Origin of the sequence: Tepidimonas fonticaldi (assembly GCF_001675355.1) — a bacterium.
GTDB lineage: Bacteria > Pseudomonadota > Gammaproteobacteria > Burkholderiales > Burkholderiaceae_C > Tepidimonas > Tepidimonas fonticaldi.
Map to the genome: position 1 here is coordinate 613591 of NZ_LZDH01000056.1, position 24801 is coordinate 638391.

Below are 24801 nucleotides of genomic sequence, written 5' to 3' on the forward strand. Positions count from 1 at the left end.
GGCATTTTTCTTTACGACATTTCAAGTCATGAATCTTGACAAAACCCCTGCCACCATCATCACCGGCTTTCTTGGCGCCGGCAAGACCACGCTGCTGCGCCATCTGCTGACCCACGCGCAGGGGCGGCGCATCGCCGTCATCGTCAACGAGTTTGGCGAGCTCGGCATCGACGGTGAATTGCTCAAAGGCTGTGGCATCGGCTGCGACGAGACCGGCGCGGAAAACGGCCAGGTCATCGAGCTGGCCAACGGCTGCCTGTGTTGCACGGTGCAAGAAGAATTTGCTCCGGTGATGGAACTGCTCGCCCAGCGCCGCGACCTGATTGATCACGTGGTGATTGAAACCTCCGGCCTGGCGCTGCCCAAACCGCTGGTGCAGGCGTTTCAGTGGCCCACTATCCGGCACGCTTTCACCGTCGATGCGGTGGTCACCGTGGTTGATGTGCCGGCGGTGGCGCAGGGTTGTTTTGCGTCTGACCCACAGGCGGTCGAAGCGCAGCGTCGCGCCGACCCGGAGCTTGACCACGACACGCCGTTGGCCGAGCTCTTTGAGGATCAGCTGGCCACCGCCGACCTAGTCGTGCTCAACAAAGTCGAACGGGTCGATGCCGATACCCTGCAGCGCGTGCGCGCGATGGTGGCGGCGCGCTCGCCGGCGGCGGTGCAGACCGTGGTGGCGCGGCACGGCCAAGTGCCGCCCGAGGTGCTGCTGGGCTTGGGCCGCGCTGTGGAAGAAGTGATCGAAAGCCGCCTCACCCACCACGACGATGAGGACGACGACCACGACCACGACGCCTTTCAATCCGTGGTGCTGGCGCTGGACGTGCGCGACAGGCAACACCTGCTGCAGACGCTTTCGACGCTGGTGGCGCGTCACGGCCTGCTGCGCATTAAGGGGTTCGTGGCGCTGCCGCAGGCGGCGCTGCGGCTGGTGGTGCAGGGTGTGGGTCCGCGGCTGGACAGCCACTTCGACCGCCCGTGGCGCGTGGGCGAGCCGCGCTGCAGCGTCCTGGTTTGCATCGGGCTAGGGCTCGACGAGGCCGCGCTGCGCGCCGATCTGCGCCAGGCTGGGTTGCTGGCGGAGTCATCCACGTCGGCCGGAGTGTGACCCATGCACTTGTTGGCCACCCGTGCCGGCGGCTTTATCGACGACACCAGCGGCGCGGTCGTGCGGCTGGCGCAAACCCCTGCGCCCGTGGTGGTGCTCAGCGCCGCCGATACCACGCTGTCGCTGCTGGCTTCGGTGCTGCCGAAAGACTACCCCGAAGTGCGGCTGGCCAATCTGATGGCGCTGCGCCAGCCGGCGACGGTGGATCTCTACGTGGAGGACGTGCTGCAGCACGCGCGCGCGGTGATCATCGATCACCTGGGGGCTTACCACGACTGGGCTTATCTGGTGGAGCGCTGCGCGGCGCTGGCGCGTCAGCGCGGGCAGTGGCTAGCGGTGTTTTCCGGCGACGGACAGGACGATCCGCAGCTGCTGGCGCAAGGTACCGTGGACTGGGATGACGCGCGCACGCTTTGGCGCGCGCTGCGCTACGGTGGACAAGCCAACGCCGCGCGCTTTTGGGCCCTGATCGGACAGCGCGCCCTAGGGTTGAAGGAACAACCCTACACGCCGCCGCAGCCGCTGCCGTCTATCGTGGAGCACCAAGTCGCGGACTTGCCGCCGGTGGCTCCCGACGCGCCGCAGGCGCTGCTGCTGTTTTACCGCGCCCATGTCCAGGCCAGCAACACAGGGCCTTTCGATGCCTTGCTGCGTGCGCTGCACGCGCGGGGGCTGCGTGCGCGCGCTTGGGCCGTGGACAGCCTGAAAAACCCCCAGGTGCGCCAACGCCTGCATGACCTGGCGGAGGGTGGCGGTGTGGATTTGGTGCTAAACGCCACGGCTTTCGCCCTTGGTTTGGAGGATGGCCAGACACTGGCGGGCGACGCTCCGGTGCTGCAGCTTATCACCGCGGGCGTGACGCGCCAGCACTGGAACGACGACCCGCACGGTCTGCCGCCGCGCGACATGGCCATGCAAGTGGTGCTGCCAGAGCTCGACGGTCGCATCGCCACCCGCGCCATCAGCTTCAAAGCGGTGCAGTGCCACGACCCACGCACCCAGATCGATTTGATCCGCTATGCCGCCGACACTGAGGCCATCGATTGGGTCGCCGAGCTAGCTTGGCGCTGGTGTCGGCTGCGCCGATTAGAGCGCTCCCAGGTGCGGCTGGCCGTGGTGCTGACTGACTACCCGAGCGACGACGCCCGCATCGGCATGGCGCTGGGGCTGGACGTACCGGCCTCGGTCGTGCGCATGTTGCAGGCGTTGCACCGCAATGGCTATGACCTGGGCGATGGTCCCGCGTTGCCGCGTGACGGTGACGAGCTGATGCGCTGGCTGCGCAGCGGCGTCACGCACGCTATCGACGACAACGATGCACGCCCGGCTTGGCAAAGCCTGGCGCTGACCGACTACAGGCGAATGCTGGAGGCGTGGCCGGCACCGCTGGTCGAAGCGCTACAGCAGCGGTGGGGGGCACCCGAGCGCGATCCGATGGCGCGCGCTGGCCGGCTGATGATTCCCGGTATTCGGTTGGGTCAGGTGTTCATCGGCCTGCAGCCCCCACGCGACCCGAGGCAGCGTCGCGCTGCCTACCATGATGCCGAGCAGGTGCCGCCGCACGCCCACGTGGGGTTTTACCTCTGGTTGCGCGAGGTTTGGCAAGTGGATGCCGTCGTGCAAGTCGGCACGCACGGCAACCTGGAGTGGCTGCCGGGCAAAAGCGTGGCACTGGGTCCGCTGTGCTGGCCGCAGCGGCTGCTGGGACCGCTGCCGCACCTCTACCTCTACATCGTGAACGATCCGGGCGAAGGCGTGCAGGCCAAGCGGCGCACGCAGGCGGTGATCATCGACCACCTGATGCCGCCGCTGGCCGACGCGCAGGACAGCGGCACCCTGCTCCCGCTGGAGCGCATGGTGGAGGAGTATTACGATGCGCTGACGATGGATCCCCCACGCGCGCGGCGGCTGCGTCAAGCGATCGTGGACGAAACGTTGCGGCTGGGCGTGCACGAGGAGCTGGGTTTGCAGGGCGATCCGCGGGATGCGGCGGTGCTGGCGCAGTGGCTGCAACGTCTAGATGCCTACCTCTGCGAAATCAAGGAAAGCCAACTTCGTGCTGGCTTGCACGTATGGGGCACTTCGCCCCAAGGCTTGACGCGTGCGCAAACCCTGCTGGCCTTCCTGCGCCAGCCGCGCGGCAACCGCGCGCAGGACGACAGCCTGCTGCGTGCCATGGCGCAAGATTTGGGGCTGGACGGCTTCGACCCGCTGCAAGCAGACCCCGCCGAGCCCTGGCGCGGGCCGCGCCCGGCGCTGCTGCGGGCCATCGACCCCGGCGGACCATGGCGCCACGCCGGCCACACGCGCCAGCGGCTGCACCAGCTGGCGCTGGCGTGGCTGCAAGATCCAGCGCTGGCCGAGCGGCAGGCCGGCCCGCGCGCTCAGCAGGTGCTGCGCTGGGTCTGGCAGTATCTCGCGCCGCGGCTGGATGCTTGCGGATCCAATGAGACAACACAACTGCTACGCGGACTGCATGGCCGGTTTGTGCCGCCAGGCCCCAGCGGGGCGCCGTCACGCGGACGCATCGATGCGCTTCCCACAGGGCGCAATTTTTATGCTAGCGACCCGCGCAGCCTACCAACCCCAGCGGCGTGGGACAGCGGTCAGCGCATCGCGGCGCGACTCATTGAGCGCTACGCCCAAGATCACGGAGTGTTTCCCAGCGCCATCGGCTTGTCGCTGTGGGGCACCACCACCTTGCGCACAGGCGGCGAGGACGTGGCCACGGCGCTGGCCCTGTTGGGTGTGCGGCCACGCTGGGATGAAGGCAGTGGCCGCGTGATCGAGGTGGAGGTTCTGCCGGCGTCGCTGCGGCCCTATCCGCGGGTGGACGTGACGCTGCGGGTCTCCGGCTTGTTCCGCGACGCGTTTGCGCACCTGATCGATTTGCTCGACACCGCCGTGCAGGCGGTGGCCGCCATCGATCCAGCGGACGAGCCAGACGAACTCAACCCCGTGCGCGTGCACGTGCAGCGGGAGGCACAAGCGCTGCTCGCGCAAGGCCTGGACCCCGCGCAAGCGCAGCGCCAGGCCAGCTGGCGCTTGTTTGGTCCGCGCCCGGGCTCGTATGGCGCCGGCATCGGCGAGGTGGCGCAAACAGACGCAGCGTTTGACCGGAACGCGCTGGTTCGCGCCTACCTGGGCAGCGGTGCTTACGCCTACGGCCGGGGAGCCCATGGGGTGGCGGCGCCGGCGGCGTGGGAGCGGCGGTTGGCGCGCCTGGATCTGGCCGCGCACATCCAGGACCACCGTGAGCACGATGCGCTGGACATCGATGGCTTTGTCGAATACCTTGGCGGCATGGCTGCCGCCGCGCAAGTCCTGCGCGGGCAAGCGCCCGCGGTCTATCACGCCGACAGCAGTACGACCGCGGTGCGGGTGCGCCCGTTGCGGGAAGAGCTGGCGCGCATCGTGCGCGCGCGCGTGACGCACCCGCGCTGGCTGCAAGCCATGCAGGCGCACGGCTACGCGGGCGCAGCCGAGATGGCCGCCACGCTGGAACATCTGCTGGGTTGGGCGGCGCTTGGTCAGGGGGTGTCGGCGCACCAGCTTGATCTGGTTGCGGAGACGCTGCTGTTCAACGAGTCCAACCAGAGCTTTTTACGGCAGCACAACCTGCCGGCCTTGCGCCGTATGGCGCAGCGCTTATGGCAAGCCATCGAACAGGGGCTTTGGACGCCTCCGGTGGCGCTGCAGCAGCGCCTGCGGCAATTACAGCTGGAGCTGGAAGAGTCATGGGAACATCCGTCAATCTGACCACCACGGACGCGTGCTCAACGACGGCTGCGCCACCTGATACGACGCCAGAGACACCGCGCTATCCCTTTGCAGCGCTGGTGGGGGTACCGGATTTGCAGCTGGCGCTGTTGTTGGTGGCCATCGACCCTACGCTCGGTGGGGTACTTATCCGCGGCCCACGCGGCACGGCCAAGTCGACCGCGGCGCGCGCGCTGGCCGACTTGCTACCGGGCGCCCCGTTTGTGCAGTTACCACTGGGGGCTACGCTGGAGCAGATCGTCGGCACGCTGGAACTTCAAGATGCGCTGCGCCATGGACGCATTACATGGCGGCCCGGGCTGCTGGCGCGCGCACACGGCGGGGTGCTTTACGTGGACGAGGTCAACCTGTTGCCCGATGCGCTGGCCGATGTGCTGTTGGATGCCGCCGCCAGCGGCGTGCACACCGTGGAACGCGACGGCATTTCGCAGCGCCACGCCGCGCGCTTTGCGCTGATCGGCACGATGAACCCGGAGGAGGGGGAGTTGCGCCCGCAGCTTCTGGATCGCTTTGGCCTGTGCGTCGAGCTGAGCAATCCGGACGCTGCGGCGGTGCGCGCCGCTATCGTGCGAGCGCGGCTGGCGTTCGAAGCCGACCCGGCGGCCTTCGTCGCCTGCCACCATTTGCAGCAGCAGACCTTGCAGCAGCGCTTGCAGCGCGCGCGGCAGGCGCTGGGCACGCTGACCTGGTCGGACGAACTCATTGTGCAAGCCTGTGCGCAGGCGCTCCAAAGCGGCGCTGACGGTTTGCGCGGTGACTTAACGCTGCTGAAAGCGGCACGCGCCCACGCGGCCTGGCACGGCAAGACCGCCATTGACCTGGCCGACTTGCGGGCGGTGGCCCCGTGGGTGTTGGCGCACCGGCGCAGTGGCACGGCGGCAGCCGCTGCCGAGGGAGCAGCCAGCGCCATCACACCCCCTTGGCAGTCAGCGGCGCCGCAGCGCACGTCTGCCGCGCCGTACGATGGGTCTGCGCCGCAAGACGGCAAGCTGCAGGGAGAGAGTCCCCCGCGCCACGCAGCGGCGGGCGAGGCTGACTGGGGTGCGTTGCCGCCGCAACCGGTCGGCATGGCGCCGCCGCTGGCCCAGATGCCCGGAGGCTGGCCTGTCCCAAAGCCTTAGGCCCCGCCGGCGCGCGTAAGCCGCCTGCCGGGATGGGGCTGCGATCGCCTGACCATGCCGCCGCGTCCGCCCGGCGCGACGGCGCCACGCCGGTGATGTTGGACTGGCCTGCCACCCTCGCGCGCAAAGGGCCCCGTCCGCTCAGGCCCGCCGACCTGGTCTGGCGCGCGGTCCCGCCCGAGCCGGCGTGCCTGCACGTGATCGTGCTGGACGCATCCGGCTCGATGCTGCGCCGCGGGCGTCTGGCGCGCGCCAAGACCGTGGCGCTGCTGCTGGTTCAGCGCGCCGCGCGCCGCGACCAGCATGTCGCGCTACTGCTGGCCAGCGGTTACGGCGCGCAGGTGCTGCAGCCGCCCGCGCCGGCGCGGCGCGCCTTGGGGGTGACCGTGCGCGCGGTGAGGGGGGGCGGCGGCACGCCGCTGACGGTAGCCCTGCAGCGCGCCGAGACGCTGGCGCAGGCGTGGACTCGGCGCTTCGGCGGGCGCGCGCGGCGGGTCCTGTGGCTGCTCACCGACGGGCAGGTGCGACAGGAGCCGCCGCGCCCCGCTTTTGAGGTTTGTGTGGTGGTGGACGCCGACGACGACCAACCCGCGCTCGGCCAAGCTCGCCAGTGGGCGCACCATTGGCAGGCCCATCATGTGGCGTTGAACGATTGGAACTGAAGCTCGCCATGTCTCTTCTCTCATCCCGTTCGCAACCCGAGACCGCTGCGCACGCGTTCGACCCCGCCTCGCGCGCTGCGGTCTATCGCGCCATCGAACTGCGGCGCGACATGCGTCACTTTGCCGGTGGTCACGTGCAGCCCGAAGTGCTGGTGCGGCTGCTGCGCGCTGCGCACTGGGCACCCAGCGTCGGCTTCATGCAGCCGTGGCGTTGGATCCGCATCACGCACCCTGTGCAACGTCAACGCTTGCATGAGCTGGTGCAGCAGGAGCGGGTACGCACGGCCCAGGCGCTCGGTGAGCGCGGTGAGGCGTTTGCGCGTCTGAAGGTGGAAGGCATTCTGGAGTCCGCAGAGCTGTGGGCCGTGGTGCTGATGCCCGAGCGTGAACGGCATGTCTTTGGCCGGCGCACCTTGCCTGAGATGGATGTAGCCTCCGCTGCCTGTGCCATCCAAAATCTGTGGCTCGCCGCGCGCGCCGAGGGGCTCGGCGTGGGGTGGGTGTCGATCTTCGACCCGCAGCAGGTTGCCGATCTGCTGGGCTGTCCGCCAGGGTCGCGTCCGCTGGCGCTGCTGTGCTTAGGCCCGGTGTACTTGTTCTATGATGAGCCGATGTTGCAGCGCGAGCGCTGGGCGAAGCGCCTGTCGCTGCGCGATGTGGTGTTTGAAAATCGCTGGGAGCAGCCCAGCACGTTGCCGCTGCGTGACGATGCGCCCGCCGCATGAGCGTGGGACGCAGCGGTGGCTCAAGGTCGCCGCCGCATCGAACGGATGCGGGTCGGTGGCGTTTGCATGAAGGAGTTCAAAGGCATGACTGAGGCACAACCGGCTGCGTCGATTGAGGCTTGCGAATCCGCCTCCAGACCTGCACGCGTTGCCCCATCGCCAGCGTCGGAGCGCTGGACGGTGGCCGACGTGCAGGCACTGCTGGAGCTGCCGCTGCCCGAGCTGATCTTTCGCGCGCAGCAGGTGCACCGTCAGCACCACGATCCGGCGGAAATCGAACTGGCCACGCTGCTGTCGGTCAAGACCGGCGGCTGCCCCGAAGACTGCGCCTACTGCCCGCAGTCGGTTCACCACGAAACCGGCGTGAAGGCCACCAAGCTGATGTCGCCCGAGGACGTGCGGGCCGCCGTGCGTGCGGCCCGGCAGGCCGGGTCGCAGCGTTTCTGCATGGGGGCGGCGTGGCGCGCGCCGACTGACCGCGATCTGGACAAGGTCGCCGAGCTGGTGCGCGTCGTCAAGGAAGAAGGCCTGGAGGCGTGCTGCACGCTGGGCATGCTCACCGCCGAGCAGGCCCAGACGCTGAGGGAGGCGGGCCTGGACTACTACAACCACAACCTCGACACGGCGCCGGAGTTCTACGGTGCCATCATCCACACGCGTGAGTACGAGGATCGCCTGCGCACGCTGCAGCACGTGCGCGAAGCCGGCATCCGCGTCTGCTGCGGCGGCATCGTCGGCATGGGCGAGTCGCGCCTGCAGCGCGCCGGGCTGATCGCGCAGCTGGCCAACCTCGACCCTTATCCGGAGTCGGTGCCGATCAACCATCTGGTCAAGGTGGCCGGCACGCCGCTGGCGGACCAGCCCGACCTCGACCCGCTGGAGTTCGTGCGCACGATTGCGGCCGCGCGCATCACGATGCCGCGCGCCAGGGTGCGGCTGTCGGCCGGGCGGCGCAGCATGGATGAGTCGACCCAGGTGCTGTGCTTTCTGGCGGGTGCCAACTCGATCTTCTACGGCGACAAGCTGCTGGTCACCGGCAACCCGGACGTGGAGGCCGACCGCGCGCTGCTGACGCGGCTGGGTCTGCGCACGCGCCCGGTGTCGCTCGAAGGTTGAGAGCCAGCCCCGGTGATGGAGCAGGCAGCGCTCGGATGGCCCACGGCGGGCGCGCTGGCGCTGGCGGTGGCCACGGCGCTGCTGTGGGACGTGCGCTTTGGCGAGCCGCCGGCGCGGCTGCATCCGGTCGTCGGCATGGGCTGGATGCTGGAGAGGCTGGGGCGACGCGTGGCGCCGATGCCGGGCGCGCCGGTGCCGCCGGCGCGCGTGTTTGCCGCCGGGATGCTGGCGTCGACGCTCGGGGCTGCTGGGGTGGTGGCGCTGGCGTGGGTGCCGCAGGCGTTGCTGAGCCATGCGCCGTGGTGGGTGCAGGGGCTGGCGCTTGGGCTGCTGCTCAAACCGCTGCTGGCCTGGCGCATGCTCCGCGAGGAGGTGGCCGCGGTCGAAGCGGCGCTGGCGCGGGGGCTCCAGGCCGGTCGCACGCAGGTGGCGCGGCTGGTCAGCCGTGACGTGCAGGCGCTGGACGAGGCCGGCGTGCGGCAGGCGGCGCTGTCCACCCTGGCGGAAAACCTCAACGACTCGGTGGTGGCGCCGCTGTTCTGGTTTGCGCTGGCGGGCCTGCCCGGCGCGGCGCTGTACCGCTGGGCCAACACCGCCGATGCGATGTGGGGATACCGCGGCGTGCGCGGCGGGCGCGACTGGACCTTTGCCGGGCGCTGGGCCGCGCGGGCCGACGATGCGCTGTCGTGGCTGCCGGCACGGCTGACCGCTGTGCTGCTGCTGGCCGCCTCCGGCCGAAGCGTGCCGTGGCGCGCGCTGCGCGCGCAGGCGCGGCGCACGCCGTCGCCCAACGGTGGCTGGCCGATGGGGGCGCTGGCGCTGCGGCTGGGGGTGCGGCTCGTCAAGCCCGGGGTGTATGCACTCAACGAGGCCGCGCGGCTGCCGCAGCCTGTCGATACCGCGCGTGCCTTGGCATGGTGCGACCGCGCGGTGGCCGGGTGGGGCGCGCTGCTGGTGGCGGGTCTGGCGGGCGTGGCGATGCTCGGGAGGCCGTCATGAAAGAGCGGCTGGAACACTTGGCTGCCGAAGCCGGCGTGACCGAACCGGCTCCGGGGACGACGCAGTCGCCTGCGGGGCCGCCGCGCACGCACGGCGGCCCCGACGCCGACGGTGTGCCGCCGTGGGACTTTTCCACCAATGCCAATGCCTGCGGACCCTGTCCGCAAGCCTTGGCGCGCGTGCAGGCGGCGGCGCGGCGTCACTACCCTGACCCCACCTACGCGGACCTGCGCCGTCGGCTGGCCGATTGGCACGGCGTGGCACCGCACCGGGTGCTGCTGGCCGCCAGCGGCAGCGAGTGGATCCTGCGCTTTGCCGCCTGGTGCGCGCGGCGTGGGTACGGGCCCCTCTGGTGGCCGGTGCCCGGCTACGGCGACTACGCGCACGCCGCCGACGTCTGGGGCCTGGTGCGCGCGCCCGGCCCGGCGCAGGCGCGCGCCGGCTGGCTGTGCGACCCCGGCAGCCCGCTTGGCCAGCCGGAGGATGCCGCCGTGGCCGAGGCGCTGCTGGCCGCCGGCGCGCCGGTGACGCTGGACCTGGCCTACGCGCCGCTGCGGCTGCAGGGCGAGGCGGTGCTGACCGAGCGGCAGCGCGCGCGCTGCTGGCAGCTTTACAGCCCCAACAAGGCGCTCGGCCTGACCGGCGTGCGTGCGGCCTACGTGATCGCGCCGGACGAGGCCGAACCCAGCCAGCTCGCCGAGCTGCAGGCGCTGGCGCCGTCGTGGCCGATCGGGGCCGACGGCGTGGCGCTCTTGGCGGCGTGGATCGAGCCCTCTGCACAGCGCTGGCTGCAGGCAACCCACGCCACGCTGGCGCAGTGGAAGGCCGCGCTCGTGCAGATGCTCGAGGCGCGCGGCTGGGAGGTCGCCGCCAGCGTCACGCCGTTTCTCTGCGCCCGCCCGCCGCAGCCGCTCGACGCGGCGGCGCTGCGCGCGCGCGGCGTCAAGCTGCGCGATGCGGCCTCGTTGGGCCTGCCCGGCTGGTGGCGCCTGTCGGCGCAGCCGCCGCAGGCGCTGCAGGCACTGGCCGACGCGCTGGACGTGCCGGCGCTGGCGGGCGCCCCCGCAGCAGCCCGGCGGAGGGCGCCGCGATGACCGCGCGCTGCCTGATGGTCTGGGGCACCAGCAGCGGCGCCGGCAAGAGCTGGCTTGCCACCGCGCTGTGCCGCTGGTATGCGCGCCAGGGTCTGCGCGTGGCGCCGTTCAAGGCGCAGAACATGAGCAACAACGCGCGCGTCGTCGCCACACCCGAGGGTGGGGAGGGCGAGATCGGCGCCGCGCAGTATTTCCAGGCACTGGCCGCCGGCGTCGAGCCCGACGTGCGGATGAACCCGCTGCTGCTCAAGCCCGAGGCCGACACGCGCAGCCAGGTGGTGCTTCTGGGTCGCGTCGATGCCGAGCTGACCGCCCTGCGGTGGCGCGAGCGCTCCCCGCGCGTCTGGCCGGTGGTGCGGCAGGCGCTGGACGAGTTGCGTGCGGAGCACGACCTGATCGTGATGGAGGGTGCCGGCTCCCCGGCGGAGATCAACCTGCAGGACACCGACATCGTCAACCTCGCGCCGGTGCGCCACGCGCAGGCGCGCGCGCTGCTGGTGGCCGACATCGACCGCGGCGGGGCGTTCGCGCACCTCTACGGCACCTGGGCGCTGCTGCCGGCGGACCTGCGCGGCGCGCTGCGCGGCTTCGTGCTGAACAAGTTCCGCGGCGACGCGGCGCTGCTGGAGCCGGCGCCGCAGCGGCTGCAGGCGCTCACCGGCGTGCCGACGCTGGCCACGCTGCCGCTGCGCTGGGGCCACGGCCTGCCGGAGGAAGACGGCGTGTTCGACGACCGCGCGACGCGGGGGGGCGGGCCGGTGCGTAGCACGGTGGCGGTGGTGGCCTACCCGCGCATCAGCAACCTGGACGAATTCCAGCCGCTGAAGAACGCCGCCGGCGTGCGGCTGGTGTGGGCGCGCACCCCAGCCGATTGCGCCGGGGCGGACTGGATCATCCTGCCCGGCTCCAAGGCGACGGCGGCGGACTTGGCCTGGCTGCGTGCGCAGGGGCTGGATGCCGCGATCGCCGCGCACGCCGCGCGCGGCGGGGCGGTGCTGGGCATCTGCGGCGGGCTGCAGATGCTGGGCGAGGCGCTCATTGATCCGCACGGGGTGGACGGCAACGCCCCGGGGCTCGGCCTGCTGCCGCTGGTGACCGCCTTCGAGCGCGACAAGACCGTGCGCCGCAGCGCCGCGACGTTCGCCGCGCTGCCGCCCGGTCCGTGGGCGGGCTTGGGTGGCGTGCGGGTGCGCGGCTACGAAATCCACCACGGCCGCACCGTGCCGCATCCGGCGCTGGTGGCGCGCGGGGAGATCGCGCACGAGGTGCTGCCGGGGCTGGCGTGGTGCAACGCCGCCGGCAACGTGCTGGGCCTGTACCTGCACGGCCTGTTCGAGGACGAGGCCGCGCTGCGCGCGCTGCTCGGCGCGCGCGCCCGGCCGCTGGCCGACGTGTTCGACGACCTCGCCGGCCTGGTCGAGGCGCACTTCGCCCCCGGCGTGCTGGCCGCGCTGGCCGGGCCATGACGGCCCACCCCATTCCTTGGCGATCGCCGATATCCCTTTCCTTTCCCCGTTGCACGAGGAGACCACTGCGATGACACCGACCACAAACGACCTGCCCGTGGTGGCGGATCTGCACGACGAGGCGCTGGCCGCGCGCCTGCAGGCGCTGCTGGACGACAAGACCAAGCCGCTCGGGTCGCTCGGCCGGCTGGAGGCGCTGGCGCAGCGGCTCGGCCTGATCCTTGGCACCGAGGCCCCGGCGCTGCGCGCGCCGCAACTGGTGGTCTTTGCTGCCGACCACGGGCTGGCTGCGCACGGCGTGTCGGCCTACCCGAGCGACGTCACCTGGCAGATGGTGGAAAACTTTCTCGCCGGCGGCGCGGCGGTCAGCGTGCTGGCGCGCCAGCACGGCCTGGCGCTGACGGTGGTCGACTGCGGCGTGCGCCATGCCTTCGCGCCGCGGGCGGGCCTGGTGGACGCGAAGGTCGCCTGGGGCACGGCGGACGCGCTGCAGCAGCCGGCGATGACCGCAGCGCAGTGCGCCGCCGCGCTGCGGCACGGCATGGAGCTGGTGCGGCGCCTGCCCGGCAACGTGCTGCTGCTGGGCGAGATGGGCATCGGCAACACCTCCGCCGCGGCGCTGCTGATGAGCCGCCTGACGGGGCTGGACATTGCGGACTGCACCGGCGCCGGAACCGGGCTGGACGCCGCCGGTGTGCAGCGCAAGATCGACGTGCTGCGCCGGGTGCTCGAGCGCCACGCGCAGGCCACCGAGCCGCTGCCGGCGCTGGCGGCGCTGGGCGGCTTCGAAATCGCCGCGATGACCGGCGCCGTGCTGCAGGCCGCCGCGGAGCGGCGCGTCATCGTGGTGGACGGCTTCATCACCACCGCTGCGGTGCTGGTGGCGGCGCGGCTGCGCCCGCATGTGCTGCAGCGCTGCGTGTTCGCGCACCGCTCCGGCGAGCGCGGCCACGCGCTGCTGCTGGCGTATCTGAAGGCGGAGCCGCTGCTGGACCTCGGTCTGCGGCTGGGGGAGGGGTCGGGTGCCGCGCTCGCGTGGCCGCTGCTGGTGTCGGCCTGCGCCATCCTGCGCGAGATGGCCAGTTTCGGCGCCGCCGGCGTGGCGCGGGCCGCGCCGGATCCGGCGCCCACCACCCCCTGACACGCCCGGAGGAGCCGCATGGCGGAACCGCAGACGCCTCCACGCCCCCTGGCCGCTCTGGCCACCGGCGTGCGGCATTTTTTGCTGGCGCTGCAGTTTTTTACGCGCATTCCCATCACGGGGCGGCTGGCGGCGTGGGTCGGTTATTCGCCGGCGATGCTGCGCGCCAGTGCGGCGCATTTTCCGGGGGTGGGGTGGCTGGTCGGCGGGGCTAGCGCCTTGGTGTGTGCCGCGGCCCTGTGGCTGCTGCCCGCCCAGCCCGCGTCGGCATGGGTGGCGGCGGCCCTGGCCACGGCCGCGAGCGTCGCTCTGACGGGCGCCTTTCACGAGGACGGGTTGGCCGACACCGCCGATGCCCTGGGCGGCGTGGTCGAGCGCGAGCGGGCGCTGGACATCATGAAGGACTCGCGCATCGGCAGCTACGCGGCGGTGGCGCTGGTGCTGGCCCTGCTGACCAAAGTGGGGTTGCTGGCGCTGCTGGCCCAGCACGGCACCGCGCTGGCGGCCGCTGGGCTGTTCGCCGCCCATGTCACGTCGCGGCTGGCCCCGCTGTGGATCATCCGCACCCTGCCGCATGTGGGGGATACGCCGCGTTCCAAATCCAAGCCGCTGGCGGATGCGATCGGTGTGTCCGCCGGGATCGTGGGGTTGGGCTGGTGGGCGGCTGCGATGGCGCTGGTGACGGGGCTGTTGCCGTCCGCGCCGTGGGGCGCGGCGGTCGCGGCAGCCGGGGGGATGTTGGTGGCCATGCGCCGCTGGCTGCGGCGACGCCTGCAGGGCTTTACCGGGGACACGCTGGGCGCCACCCAGCAGATGACGGAGCTGGCCTTTTATCTGGGGCTGGCGGTCGGGCTGGGCTTGCAGGCCCGGGGGTGGGGCTGAGGCCGTGCGCTTGTGGCTCGTTCGCCATGCCGCCACCGCGTTGCCGACGGGCGTTTGCTACGGCGCGAGCGACATTCCCGCCGATCCGGTGGCCACGGTGGAGGCGGCCCGGCGGCTGGACGCCGTGCTGCCGGCGCGTTTTGGCTGGCGCGTCTCGTCGCTGATTCGGGCGCGCCAGCTTGCCCAAGCGCTGCAGGCGCGACGCCCCGGTCTCGCGGCACCCGTCGTGGACCCCAACCTGGGCGAACTGGATTTCGGCGCGTGGGAGCGCCTCCTCTGGGACGACGTGCCGCGCGCCGAACTCGACGCCTGGGCGGCGGACTTTACCGACTACCGCCCCGGCGGTGGCGAGTCCGTGCGGATGCTGCTGCGCCGCGTGCGGCACGCCCTGCGCACCGCGATGGCGGACGGTGTGGACGACCAGGTCTGGATTACCCACGCGGGGGTGATCCGCGCCGTCCGATACACCCTGCAATGGGGAAGCGCCGCCGTGCCCCCGGACGCCGGGCATTGGCCGCGCAAGGCCCCGGCCCCTGGGCAATGGGTCTGCGTGGCGCTTCCGGATACCCGCGAAGGTTGGGATTTACCCTAGTTTTGGCCATCTTCCTCGGAATTATCAGGCCGCTGTAAGCATTCCTCCAGATATTGCGCTCAGCAACATTGCGCAAACCCGAGCGATGTTCCGGCCGGCGGCGTCCACCGCCAATTCCTACATGTGTATCCGAGGAGATCCATCATGTCCCTTGACAGCAACGCCCGGGCCTATTGGTCCGCGACGCTGGGCCTGTTGACCAAGGTCTTGGTCATCTGGTTCCTGGTGTCCTACGGGGCAGGCATCCTGTTTGCCGATGCCATCAACGGCATCAAGCTCGGCGGCTATCCGCTGGGCTTCTGGTTCGCGCAACAGGGGTCCATCTACATCTTCATCGCGCTGATCTTCTGGTACGCGAAGAAGATGGGCGACATCGACCGCAAGTTCGGCATGGCCGAAGACTGATCCGAAGGAACGCACCATGAGTTTGCAACTCTGGACTTATCTGGTCGTTGGCGCGACCTTCGCGCTGTACATCGGCATCGCGGTGTGGTCGCGCGCCGGCAGCACCTCCGACTTTTACGTCGCCGGCGGCGGCGTGCACCCCGTGACCAACGGCATGGCCACCGCCGCCGACTGGATGAGCGCGGCGTCGTTCATCTCGATGGCCGGCCTCATCTCCAACATGGGCTACGGCGGCGCCGTGTTCCTGATGGGCTGGACCGGCGGCTACGTGTTGCTGGCCTGCCTGCTGGCGCCGTACCTGCGCAAGTTCGGCAAGTTCACCGTGCCGGAGTTCATCGGTGACCGCTACTACTCGCAGACTGCGCGCAACGTCGGCGTGATCTGCCTGCTGGTGGCGTCCATCACCTACATCATCGGCCAGATGACCGGCGTGGGCGTGACGTTCTCGCGCTTCCTGGGCGTATCCAGCGAAACCGGCATCTACATCGGGCAGGCCATCGTGTTCGCCTACGCGGTGTTCGGCGGCATGAAGGGCATCACCTACACCCAGGTGGCGCAGTACATCGTGCTGATCCTGGCCTACTTGGTGCCGGCTGTCTACATTTCGCTGGCGCTGACCGGCAACGTCCTGCCGCAACTGGGCCTGGGGGCCGACCTCAAGGGCACGGACGTCGCGCTGCTGGCCAAGCTGGACCAGGTGGTCAAGGACCTGGGCTTTGCCGAATACACCACCGCGGTGGCGGGCAACAAGCTCAACATGTTCTTCTACACCGTGTCGCTGATGATCGGCACGGCCGGCCTGCCGCACGTCATCGTGCGCTTCTTCACGGTGCCCAAGGTTTCCGACGCCCGTTCGTCCGCGGGCTGGGCGCTGGTCTTCATCGCCTTGCTCTACACCACGGCCCCCGCGGTCGGTGGTATGGCGCGCCTCAACCTGATCGGCACCGTCAACACCGCGGTCGGCGTGGAGCCGGATCCCGCCGGTGGCATCCGCGTGAACGCCGAGCGCGTCAAGGCCAATGCGGATCTGTTCGCGGCCGAATCCGCGCTGCCCTATGAGCAGCGTCCGGACTGGTTCAAGCGCTGGGAGAAGACCGGCCTGCTGAAGTTCGAGGACAAGAACGGCGACGGCCGTATCCAGTTCTACAACGACAAGACCGCCAACCCGGCCGTCAAGGCCAAGGCCGAAGCGGCCGGCCTCAAGGGCAACGAGCTGACCGTCAACGCCGACATCATCGTGCTGGCCAACCCCGAGATCGCGCTGCTGCCCGACTGGGTGATCGCGCTGGTCGCCGCCGGTGGTCTGGCCGCGGCCCTGTCCACTGCGGCGGGTCTGCTGATGGCGATTTCGTCGGCCATCTCGCACGACCTGATCAAGGGCGCCATCAACCCCAACATCAGCGAGAAGAACGAGCTGCTGGCCGGCAAGATCGCCATGGCGGGCGCGATCATCGTGTCCGGCTACCTGGGCCTGAATCCGCCGGGCTTCGCCGCGGGCACCGTGGCGTTGGCCTTCGGTATCGCCGCCTCGACGATCTTCCCGGCGCTGATGATGGGCATCTTCAGCAAGAAGGTGACCGGCTCCGGCGCGGTGGCGGGCATGCTGGCAGGGTTGTTCGTGACGCTGTTCTACGTGTTCGCGCACAAGGGCATCTTCTTCGTCAAGGGCACCGAGTACCTGGACCTGATCGGCGGCGCCAACAGCTTCTTCGGCATCACGCCGGAAGCCTTCGGTACCGTGGGCGCGATCGTCAACTTCATCGTGGCGTTCGCGGTCAGCGCGGTGTCCAAGCCGGTGCCGGCGCACATTCAGGACCTGGTCGAGTCGGTCCGCGTGCCCAAGGGCGCGGGCTCGGCCGTGGCGCACTGAACGCGATGCGCGTCGGGCATCGCGCCCGACGCCGCGGTCCGCTGGGCGGCTTGCCCGCGAGCCCGACGACAATAGCCCCGCCGGCCCGGCCGGCGGGGCTTTTTTGATGAGGACGCAATGGTCAGCATCTATCCGATCAAGATTCTGTTTTTCCTGGCGCTGTTTCCCGTGGCATTCTTTTGGCTGCGGCGGGCGTGGCGCATTCTGGTGCGCCGCGATTTTTCCGAGGTGGCCCTGAAGAAGGGCGAGCCCCCGGCCGACGCCGAGCGGTGGGCCCCTTACGAGATGACGATCAACCTGGTGGGCGGCGGCGTGCTGGTTGGCGTCATCGTGGCGGTCCTGATGGGGTGGCTGGAGTACCAGGCCTGGGTGGCGGTCGCCGGAACGACGTTGTGGATGAAGATTTTTCTGTCCTTTGCCCTGGCCCGCCACGCACACGGCATCGGCCAGCCCAAGTCGCGCGCCCGGCGTTCCTGACGGCGCGGTGGGTCGCCGCGCTGGGGTTGGGCGCGACGGCCTGGGCGAGGGCAGAGGTGTGGACGGACGTCGCCCCGCCAGCGTGGACCGATGAGCCGCCCCAACTGTCGCGCTGGATCGAGGAGGGCTGGGCGGCCGAGCGGGCGAGCGATCCCGCGACGGCGGCGGCGCGTTACTGCGACGCCGCCCGCTTCGGCAGCGGCCAAGCCTACTACCGGCTGGGGGTGCTGTCTCTGCGCGAGCGCCGCGATCCCGCCGGCGAGGCCGAGGGTTGGGCGCTGCTGCGCCAGGCCGCGCAGATCGGCCATCGCGAGGCGCAGGGGCTTCTGGAGCGGCAGCCCCTGGCGCGGGAAGGGCCGTCGAGCGCAGCGGACGCCCCGGCCACCCGCGTTGGCGCAGGCCGCCCCGATGACCTGCCCGCCTGTCTGACCGGGGGCGAGCCGCCGCGCTTCGATCCGCCAGCGCCCGAGCAGGCCGAGGCCGTCCCGCACGAGGTGGTGGAGCGCTTCGTGGCGGCGCTGCCGCCGGACAAGCGCCGCCATGCCCAGCTCATCCAGCGCCTGGCGCCGCGGTTTGCCGTCGACGGGCGGCTGGCGCTGGCCATTGCGCGGGCCGAGTCCAATTTCGAGGCGCGCGCCGTCTCGCCGCGCAACGCCCAGGGGTTGATGCAGCTGATCCCCGACACGGCCGAGCGCTTTGGCGTGCGCAACCCGTTCGACCCCGAGCAGAACGTGCGCGGGGGCCTGTCCTACCTGCGCTGGCTGCTCGATCGCTTCGACGGCGACGTGGCCCTGGTGTGCGCCGCCTACAACGCGGGCGAAGGGGTGGTGGACCGCTACGGGGGCGTGCCGCCGTACCCCGAGACGCGGGCCTATGTGCAGCGCATCCTGCACTTTTACCGGGCCACGCGCCATCCCCGCCCTGGCCCCCTGTGACCGGCTCTGCCGCGGCCGACGGGTTCAGCGCGCGGCGGGCTCTTCCAAATCCTGCCGGATGATGGTGGCGATCTCCTCGATCGACTTGTGCGTGGTCGAGAGGATGCGGATGCCCGCGCGGCGCATCAGCGATTCGGCCTCGCGCACCTCGTAGCGGCAGTTTTCCAGGCTCGCGTAGCGCGAGTTGGGGCGACGCTCGTGCCGGATTTCGCTCAGGCGCTGGGGATCGATGGTCAGGCCAAACAGCTTTTTCTTGTGGGGCAGCAGGGCCGGGGGCAACTGTCGGCGCTCGAAGTCCTCGGGAATCAAGGGGTAGTTGGACGCCTTGAGCCCGAACTGCATGGCCAGATACAGCGATGTCGGGGTCTTGCCGCTGCGGCTGACACCGACCAGGATCACGTCGGATTTTTCCAGGTTGTCGTTCGTCTGACCGTCGTCGTGCTCCAGGGTGAAGTTGATCGCCTCGATGCGGTCGTGGTACTCGCGGCTCTTGGCCACGTCCGAAAAGCGCCCGACGCGGTGGTTGGACTTCATGCCCAACTCGTGCTCCAGCGGCGCGATGAAGGTGCCGAACATGTCGATCAGCATGCCTTGGCAGTGCTGTTGCAGCACCTGGAGCACCTCCATGTTGACCACGGTGGTGAAGACCAGCGGCCGCCGGCCGTCCACCGCCGCGGCGTGGTTGATCTGACGCACCGCCTGGTGGGCCTTGTCGGCGTCGTCGATGAACGGCAGCCGCACGCACTTGGGGTCGATTTCGAACTGCGTCAGGATGGCGCGGGCAAAGGTTTCGGCCGTGATGCCGGTGCCGTCGGAGACGAAGAAAGCGGTGCGGTTGGGCATGGTCGATTGGCGGGCCGGGCTGTGCCGGCGCGGGGGCGGGAACTTACAATCGACACATTATCGCGACTCGGTGCGATGGTCGGTGTCGGCCGTCCGCACCGGGGGCCGCGGGGGCCACGAACAACGACAAGCAAGCGCCCACCGGCTGCGGGACCGGTTTTTCAACATCGTGGAGTCTTCAACCATGTCCAATCGTTTTCCCCCCGATGCGCTCGTCGTGCCGTTCGAGCAGCTGCGCATGGCCGACGTCGAGATCGTCGGCGGCAAGAACGCCAGCCTCGGCGAGATGATCTCGCAGCTGCCGCAGGGCGTGCGCGTGCCGACGGGCTTTGCCACCACGGCGCATGCGTTCCGCCTGTTCTTGAAGCACGGCGGGCTGGACGCACGCATTGATGCGATGCTGTCCAGCCTCGACGCCGACGACGTCAAGGCGCTGGCGGCCACCGGTGCCGAGATCCGCGCGCTGGTGGAGGCGCAGCCGTTCCCGCCCGAGCTGGAGGCCGCGATCCGCGACGCCTACGCGCGCCTGGACGGGGGCTTGAACGCCAGCTACGCGGTGCGCTCCTCGGCCACCGCCGAGGACCTGCCGGATGCGTCCTTCGCCGGCCAGCAGGAGACTTTCCTCAACGTCGTCGGCATCGAGCAGATCCTGCACAAGATCAAGGAGGTCTTCGCCAGCCTCTACAACGACCGCGCGATCAGCTACCGCGTGCACAAGGGCTTCGCGCACGGTGAGGTGGCGCTGTCCGCCGGCGTGCAGCGCATGGTGCGCTCGGACCTGGGTGCCTCTGGCGTCATGTTCACCATCGACACCGAAAGCGGCTTTGCGGACGTGGTGTTCATCACCGCCAGCTACGGCCTGGGCGAGACGGTGGTGCAGGGTGCCGTCAACCCGGACGAGTTCTACGTCCACAAGCCGATGCTCAAGGCCGGCAAGCACGCCATCATCCGCCGCAACCTTGGCAGCAAGCTGATCCAGATGGTCTTTGCCACGCCAGAGGAAAAGGCCGCCGGCGGCAAGCTGGTCAAGACGGTGGACGTGCCGGTGGAGCAGCGCAACCGCTACAGCCTGACGGATGCCGAGGTGCTGGAGCTGGCGCGCTACGCGCTGGTCATCGAGCAGCACTACGGCCGCCCGATGGACATCGAGTGGGGCAAGGACGGCGTCGACGGCCAGATCTACATCCTGCAGGCGCGGCCGGAGACGGTCAAGAGCCAGGCCGCGGGGCAGGTGGAGCTGCGCTACAAGCTCAAGGCCAAGGGCCCGGTGCTGGCCAGCGGCCGCGCCATCGGCCAGAAGATCGGCACCGGCAAGGTGCGCATCGTGCACTCGACCGCCGAGATGGACAAGGTGCAGCCTGGCGACGTACTGGTCACCGACATGACCGACCCCAACTGGGAGCCGATCATGAAGCGCGCCAGCGCCATCGTCACCAACCGTGGCGGGCGCACCTGCCACGCGGCCATCATCGCGCGCGAGCTCGGCATTCCGGCGGTGGTCGGCTGCGGCCACGCCACCGAGACGCTCACGGATGGCCAACTCGTCACCGTCAGCTGCGCCGAGGGTGACACCGGCCACATCTACGAGGGACTGCTGGAGACCGAAGTCACCGAGGTCAAGCGCGGCGAAATGCCGGAGCTGCCGGTCAAGATCATGATGAACGTCGGCAACCCGCAGCTGGCGTTCGACTTCGCGCAGATCCCCAACGGCGGCGTTGGCCTGGCGCGGCTGGAGTTCATCATCAACAACAACATCGGCGTGCACCCGAAGGCCATCCTCGACTATCCCAACGTCGACGCGGACCTCAAGCGCGCGGTGGAGTCGGCCGCGCGCGGCCACGCCAGCCCGCGCGCCTTCTACGTCGACAAGGTGGCCGAGGGTGTGGCCACGATCGCCGCGGCCTTCTGGCCGAAGCCCGTCATCGTTCGCCTGTCGGACTTCAAGAGCAACGAGTACCGCAAGCTGATCGGCGGCAGCCGCTACGAGCCGGACGAGGAAAACCCGATGCTGGGCTTCCGCGGCGCGGCGCGCTACATCAGCGACGAGTTCGCCGAGGCCTTCGCGATGGAGGTGGAGGCGATCAAGCGCGTGCGCGGCGAGATGGGCCTGACCAATGTGCAGGTGATGGTGCCGTTCGTGCGCACGCTGGCGCAGGCCCGGCGCGTCACCGAGCTGCTGGCTTCGATGGGCCTCAAGCGCGGCGAGCAGGACCTCAAGCTCATCATGATGTGCGAGATCCCGAGCAACGCGGTGCTGGCCGAGCAGTTCCTCGAGTTCTTCGACGGCTTCTCGATCGGCTCCAACGACCTGACGCAGCTCACGCTGGGGCTGGACCGCGACTCGGGACTGGAGCTGCTGGCGCACGACTTCGACGAGCGCGACCCGGCGGTGCTGGCGCTGATCGAGCGCGCGATCGCGGCCTGCCGCGCGCAGGGCAAGTACATCGGCATCTGCGGCCAGGGGCCCAGCGACCATCCGGACTTCGCGCGCTGGCTGATGGAGCGCGGCATCAGCTCGATCTCGCTGAACCCGGACACGGTGATCGACACCTGGCACCGGCTGGCGGCCGGGGACTGATCCACCGTCTTCCCGGCAGCGCCCCGCCATGCCACCGCCCGACCCGTCCCCCGAGGAGCCGCGGCTGTGGGCCCTGTTTGCGCTGGGCGTGCTGGCGTTCAACTTTCCGCTGCTGGCGGTCTGGGCCTTCTGGGGTGAGCGCGCGGGGGGCGCCGCTCCGTTCGTGCTGACCCTGTTCGCCGTGTGGGCGGCGTTGATCGCCGTCCTCGCCTGGCTCATGGAGCGCGCGCCGGATTGACGCCCGGTGGCGCAGTCGGTCGATGTCGCCCGCGCTCGTCATCGCCGCTGCGTTCGCCTATCTGGGGGTGCTGTTCGGCGTGGCCCATTGGGCCGACCGCCGGGCGCACCAAGGGCGCTCGGCCATCGGCAGCGCGTGGGTCTATGCCTTGTCGATGGCGGTCTATTGCACCGCCTGGACGTACTTTGGCAGCGTGGGGCGTGCCGCCAGCGGCGGTCTGTGGTTCCTGCCGATCTACCTGGGGCCGACGCTGGCCATGGTGCTGGGCTGGGCCGTGCTGCGCAAGATGGTGCGCATCGCGCGCACCTACCGTATCACCACCATCGCGGATTTCATCGGCAGCCGCTACGGCAAAAGCCCCGCCCTGGCCGGGCTGGTCACGCTGATCACGGTGGTCGGCATCGTGCCCTACATCGCCCTGCAGCTCAAGGGCATTGCCGTCGCCTATGCGGTGGTGACCGACGGGGCGGCGCACGGCATCGGTGCGCCCCCCTGGTGGCGCGAGAGCACCTTCTACCTGGCGCTGGGGCTGGCGGCGTTCACCATCGCCTTTGGCGTGCGCCATTGGGACAGCACCGAGCGGCACGAGGGCATGGTCGCCGCCATTGCCCTCGAGTCGCTGGTCAAGCTGGTGGCGTTTCTGGCCGTGGGGGCCTATGTCACCTGGGGGCTGTTCGATGGTTGGGGCGATATCGTCGCGCGGGCCCGCCAGGTGCCGGAGCTGGCGCGGCTGCTCACACTCGGCGACGCCGGCGCCTTCGCCTGGTCGAGCTGGCTGGCCTTGACGGTGCTGGCCGGCCTGTCCGTGTTGCTGTTGCCGCGCCAATTCCAGGTCATGGTGGTCGAGGCGGTGGATGAGCGGCACATCCGCCGCGCGGCCTGGGTGTTTCCGCTCTATCTGTGGCTGATCAACCTGTTCGTGTTGCCGATCGCGCTGGCCGGGTTGTTGTGGTTTGGCAGCGCCTCCGAGGCGGAGATTTTCGTGCTGCGGCTGCCGCAGGCCGCCGGGGCCGAGGCGCTGTTGCTGCTGGCGTTCATCGGGGGGTTGTCGGCGGCCACCGGCATGGTGATCGTGGAGACCATCGCGGTGGCGACCATGGTGTGCAACGACTTGGTGTTGCCTTGGTGGCTGCGGCACGCCGCGCAGGGCCGCGCTCCGGCCGATCTGACGCGCCCCATCCTGCGCATCCGCCGCGGGGCGATCCTGGGGCTGCTGTTGTTGGGCTATGGGTACTACCGCGTGGCGGGCGATGCCTACGCGCTCGTGAGCATCGGCCTGATCAGCTTTGCCGCCGTGGCCCAGTTTGCCCCCGCGCTGCTGGGCGGCATGTATTGGAAGGGGGCCAGCCGCGACGGGGCCATGGCCGGGCTGCTGGGCGGCTTCGTGGTCTGGGCCTACACCTTGATGCTGCCGTCCCTCGCCAAATCGGGGTGGCTGCCCGCCACCTTCGTCACTGAGGGGCTGCTCGGTGTGGATTGGCTGCGGCCGGAAGCCCTGCTGGGGCTGCGGGGGTTCGATCCGCTGACCCACGCGCTGTTCTGGAGCCTGCTGGTCAACGTCGGCCTGTACGTCGGCGTGTCGCTCGCGCGCCGGCCCGGGGCGGCCGAAACCAGCCAGGCGCTGCTGTTCGTCGATGTGTTCGAGCGCACCGGCGGGGAGGACCGCCCCGTGTTCTGGCGCGGCGAAGCCTCCCTGCCGGCGCTGGAGGCGGTGCTGGCGCGGGTGCTGGGGGCCGAGCGCGCGCGCGTGCTGCTGGAAGAACAGGCCCGCGCGCGTGGGGTGCCGGTGGCAGCCCTGCCGCCCGATGCGGCCTTGGTCCACTGGGTGGAGACGCAGCTGGCAGGGGCCGTGGGCAGCGCGTCGGCCCGGCGCCTGGTGGCCTCGGTGGTGGAGGAGCAGCCCTTGCGCGTCGAGGATGTGCTCGACATCCTGCGCGAGACCGGGCGGCTGCGGGCCCTGTCGCGCGCGCTGGAGGACAAATCCCGATCGCTGGAGCGCGCCACGGCGGAGTTGCGCGCGGCCAACGAGCGGCTGCAGGAGCTGGACCGCCTGAAAGACGACTTCATGTCGTCGGTGACGCATGAACTGCGCACGCCCTTGACCTCGATCAGGGCCTTGTCGGAAATCATGCGCGACGATCCCGGCATGGATGTGGCGCAGCGCGAGCAGTTCCTGAACATCGTCGTGGCCGAGACCGAGCGCCTGACCCGGTTGGTCAACCAGGTGCTGTATCTGGCCAAAATCGAATCGGGGCATGCCGTCTGGGACGTGGCCGATGTGGACCTGGTGGCGGTGGTGCAGCGGGCCGCGCAAGCGGCCGAGCCCTTGTTGCGCGACCGCGGGGCGCGGCTGGCGCTGGAGCTGCCGCCCGGTCCGCTGCTGGTGCGCGCCGATGCCGACCGGCTGCAGCAGGTGCTCATGAACCTGCTGTCGAACGCGGCCAAGTTCGTCCCGGCCGAGACGGGGCAAGTGCGGGTGCGCGTCGTGCCGACGCTGGCCGACGATGGCACGCGCCAAGTCACCGTCGAAGTGCACGACAATGGACCGGGGGTGCCCGCGGCCGAGCAGGCGGTGATTTTCGAGAAATTTCGCCAGGGCGGCGATGCGCTGGACCGGCCGGCGGGCACCGGCCTGGGCTTGCCGATCAGCCGCCGGATCGTGGAGCATTTGGGCGGGCGCCTGTGGCTTCGATCGACGCCCGGTGAGGGTGCCTGCTTCGGCTTCGACCTGCCGCTGCCGCCCCCGGCGCCGCAGGCCGGCCCCTGAGA

Annotated in this window: 20 protein-coding genes; 19 read left to right on the top strand and 1 reads right to left on the bottom strand. The window is 70.2% G+C overall.

What is annotated here, in order from left to right:
• The first annotated feature begins 28 nt into the window (after positions 1-28).
• The 16 genes from cobW (at position 29) to A9O67_RS08795 (ending at position 18373) form a co-directional block, all read left to right on the top strand.
• A complete protein-coding gene (gene cobW, locus A9O67_RS08720) occupies positions 29-1108 on the top strand; it encodes a cobalamin biosynthesis protein CobW (RefSeq protein WP_068609321.1) in 1080 nt (359 codons plus the stop codon).
• A gap of 3 nt (positions 1109-1111) precedes the next feature.
• Positions 1112-4867, top strand: coding sequence for a cobaltochelatase subunit CobN (gene cobN / locus A9O67_RS08725; RefSeq protein ID WP_068609323.1), 3756 nt, complete (start codon positions 1112-1114; stop codon positions 4865-4867).
• Positions 4846-6009 (top strand): ATP-binding protein, encoded by a 1164-nt coding sequence (locus tag A9O67_RS08730; protein WP_082955462.1) that lies wholly within the window; start codon positions 4846-4848, stop codon positions 6007-6009. The genes cobN and A9O67_RS08730 overlap by 22 nt, the downstream gene beginning before the upstream one ends.
• A gap of 95 nt (positions 6010-6104) precedes the next feature.
• The gene (locus tag A9O67_RS08735; RefSeq protein ID WP_068609326.1) at positions 6105-6671 is read left to right on the top strand and encodes a vWA domain-containing protein; all 567 of its coding nucleotides are present in this window, start codon (positions 6105-6107) and stop codon (positions 6669-6671) included.
• An 8-nt stretch (positions 6672-6679) separates the two neighbouring features.
• Complete coding sequence (bluB, locus tag A9O67_RS08740) at positions 6680-7396, top strand: 5,6-dimethylbenzimidazole synthase (protein WP_068609918.1); 717 nt, start codon at positions 6680-6682, stop codon at positions 7394-7396.
• A gap of 84 nt (positions 7397-7480) precedes the next feature.
• A complete protein-coding gene (bioB, locus tag A9O67_RS08745) occupies positions 7481-8512 on the top strand; it encodes a biotin synthase BioB (RefSeq protein WP_068609926.1) in 1032 nt (343 codons plus the stop codon).
• A 15-nt stretch (positions 8513-8527) separates the two neighbouring features.
• A complete protein-coding gene (gene cbiB / locus A9O67_RS08750; protein ID WP_068609328.1) occupies positions 8528-9511 on the top strand; it encodes an adenosylcobinamide-phosphate synthase CbiB in 984 nt (327 codons plus the stop codon).
• Positions 9508-10605, top strand: a complete 1098-nt coding sequence (locus A9O67_RS08755) for an aminotransferase class I/II-fold pyridoxal phosphate-dependent enzyme (RefSeq protein WP_082955464.1) — start codon at positions 9508-9510, stop codon at positions 10603-10605. Before cbiB ends, A9O67_RS08755 begins: the two co-directional genes overlap by 4 nt.
• Positions 10602-12071: a cobyric acid synthase gene (locus tag A9O67_RS08760; RefSeq protein WP_068609330.1), complete on the top strand. Its 1470-nt coding sequence runs from the start codon at positions 10602-10604 to the stop codon at positions 12069-12071. The genes A9O67_RS08755 and A9O67_RS08760 overlap by 4 nt, the downstream gene beginning before the upstream one ends.
• A gap of 70 nt (positions 12072-12141) precedes the next feature.
• Positions 12142-13212 carry a nicotinate-nucleotide--dimethylbenzimidazole phosphoribosyltransferase gene (gene cobT, locus A9O67_RS08765; RefSeq protein ID WP_068609333.1) on the top strand — a complete coding sequence of 357 codons (1071 nt, stop codon included), beginning with the start codon at positions 12142-12144 and terminating at the stop codon, positions 13210-13212.
• A gap of 18 nt (positions 13213-13230) precedes the next feature.
• A complete protein-coding gene (locus A9O67_RS08770) occupies positions 13231-14094 on the top strand; it encodes an adenosylcobinamide-GDP ribazoletransferase (protein WP_068609335.1) in 864 nt (287 codons plus the stop codon).
• A gap of 4 nt (positions 14095-14098) precedes the next feature.
• Complete coding sequence (locus A9O67_RS08775; protein WP_082955465.1) at positions 14099-14686, top strand: histidine phosphatase family protein; 588 nt, start codon at positions 14099-14101, stop codon at positions 14684-14686.
• 144 nt (positions 14687-14830) lie between these two features.
• Complete coding sequence (locus A9O67_RS08780; protein WP_068609338.1) at positions 14831-15091, top strand: DUF4212 domain-containing protein; 261 nt, start codon at positions 14831-14833, stop codon at positions 15089-15091.
• Between the two features lie 16 nt (positions 15092-15107).
• A complete protein-coding gene (locus tag A9O67_RS08785) occupies positions 15108-16961 on the top strand; it encodes a sodium:solute symporter family protein (RefSeq protein WP_068609340.1) in 1854 nt (617 codons plus the stop codon).
• Between the two features lie 117 nt (positions 16962-17078).
• Positions 17079-17438: a hypothetical protein gene (locus A9O67_RS08790; protein WP_068609342.1), complete on the top strand. Its 360-nt coding sequence runs from the start codon at positions 17079-17081 to the stop codon at positions 17436-17438.
• A 56-nt stretch (positions 17439-17494) separates the two neighbouring features.
• A complete protein-coding gene (locus A9O67_RS08795; protein WP_231960278.1) occupies positions 17495-18373 on the top strand; it encodes a lytic transglycosylase domain-containing protein in 879 nt (292 codons plus the stop codon).
• A 24-nt stretch (positions 18374-18397) separates the two neighbouring features.
• Here A9O67_RS08795 and ppsR read toward each other — a convergent pair whose 3' ends face one another.
• Positions 18398-19216, bottom strand: a complete 819-nt coding sequence (ppsR, locus tag A9O67_RS08800) for a posphoenolpyruvate synthetase regulatory kinase/phosphorylase PpsR (protein WP_068609344.1) — start codon at positions 19214-19216, stop codon at positions 18398-18400.
• Positions 19217-19400: 184 nt separating this feature from the next.
• On the opposite strand from ppsR, the gene ppsA reads away from it, so the two are divergent.
• Genes ppsA through A9O67_RS08815 form a run of 3 tightly spaced genes read left to right on the top strand, consistent with a single transcriptional unit; the run spans position 19401 to position 24799 of the window.
• Positions 19401-21794, top strand: a complete 2394-nt coding sequence (gene ppsA / locus A9O67_RS08805; RefSeq protein WP_068609346.1) for a phosphoenolpyruvate synthase — start codon at positions 19401-19403, stop codon at positions 21792-21794.
• Between the two features lie 28 nt (positions 21795-21822).
• Positions 21823-22032 carry a hypothetical protein gene (locus tag A9O67_RS08810; RefSeq protein WP_068609348.1) on the top strand — a complete coding sequence of 70 codons (210 nt, stop codon included), beginning with the start codon at positions 21823-21825 and terminating at the stop codon, positions 22030-22032.
• Positions 22033-22054: 22 nt separating this feature from the next.
• Positions 22055-24799, top strand: coding sequence for an ATP-binding protein (locus A9O67_RS08815; protein ID WP_068609350.1), 2745 nt, complete (start codon positions 22055-22057; stop codon positions 24797-24799).
• Positions 24800-24801 lie beyond the last annotated feature (2 nt).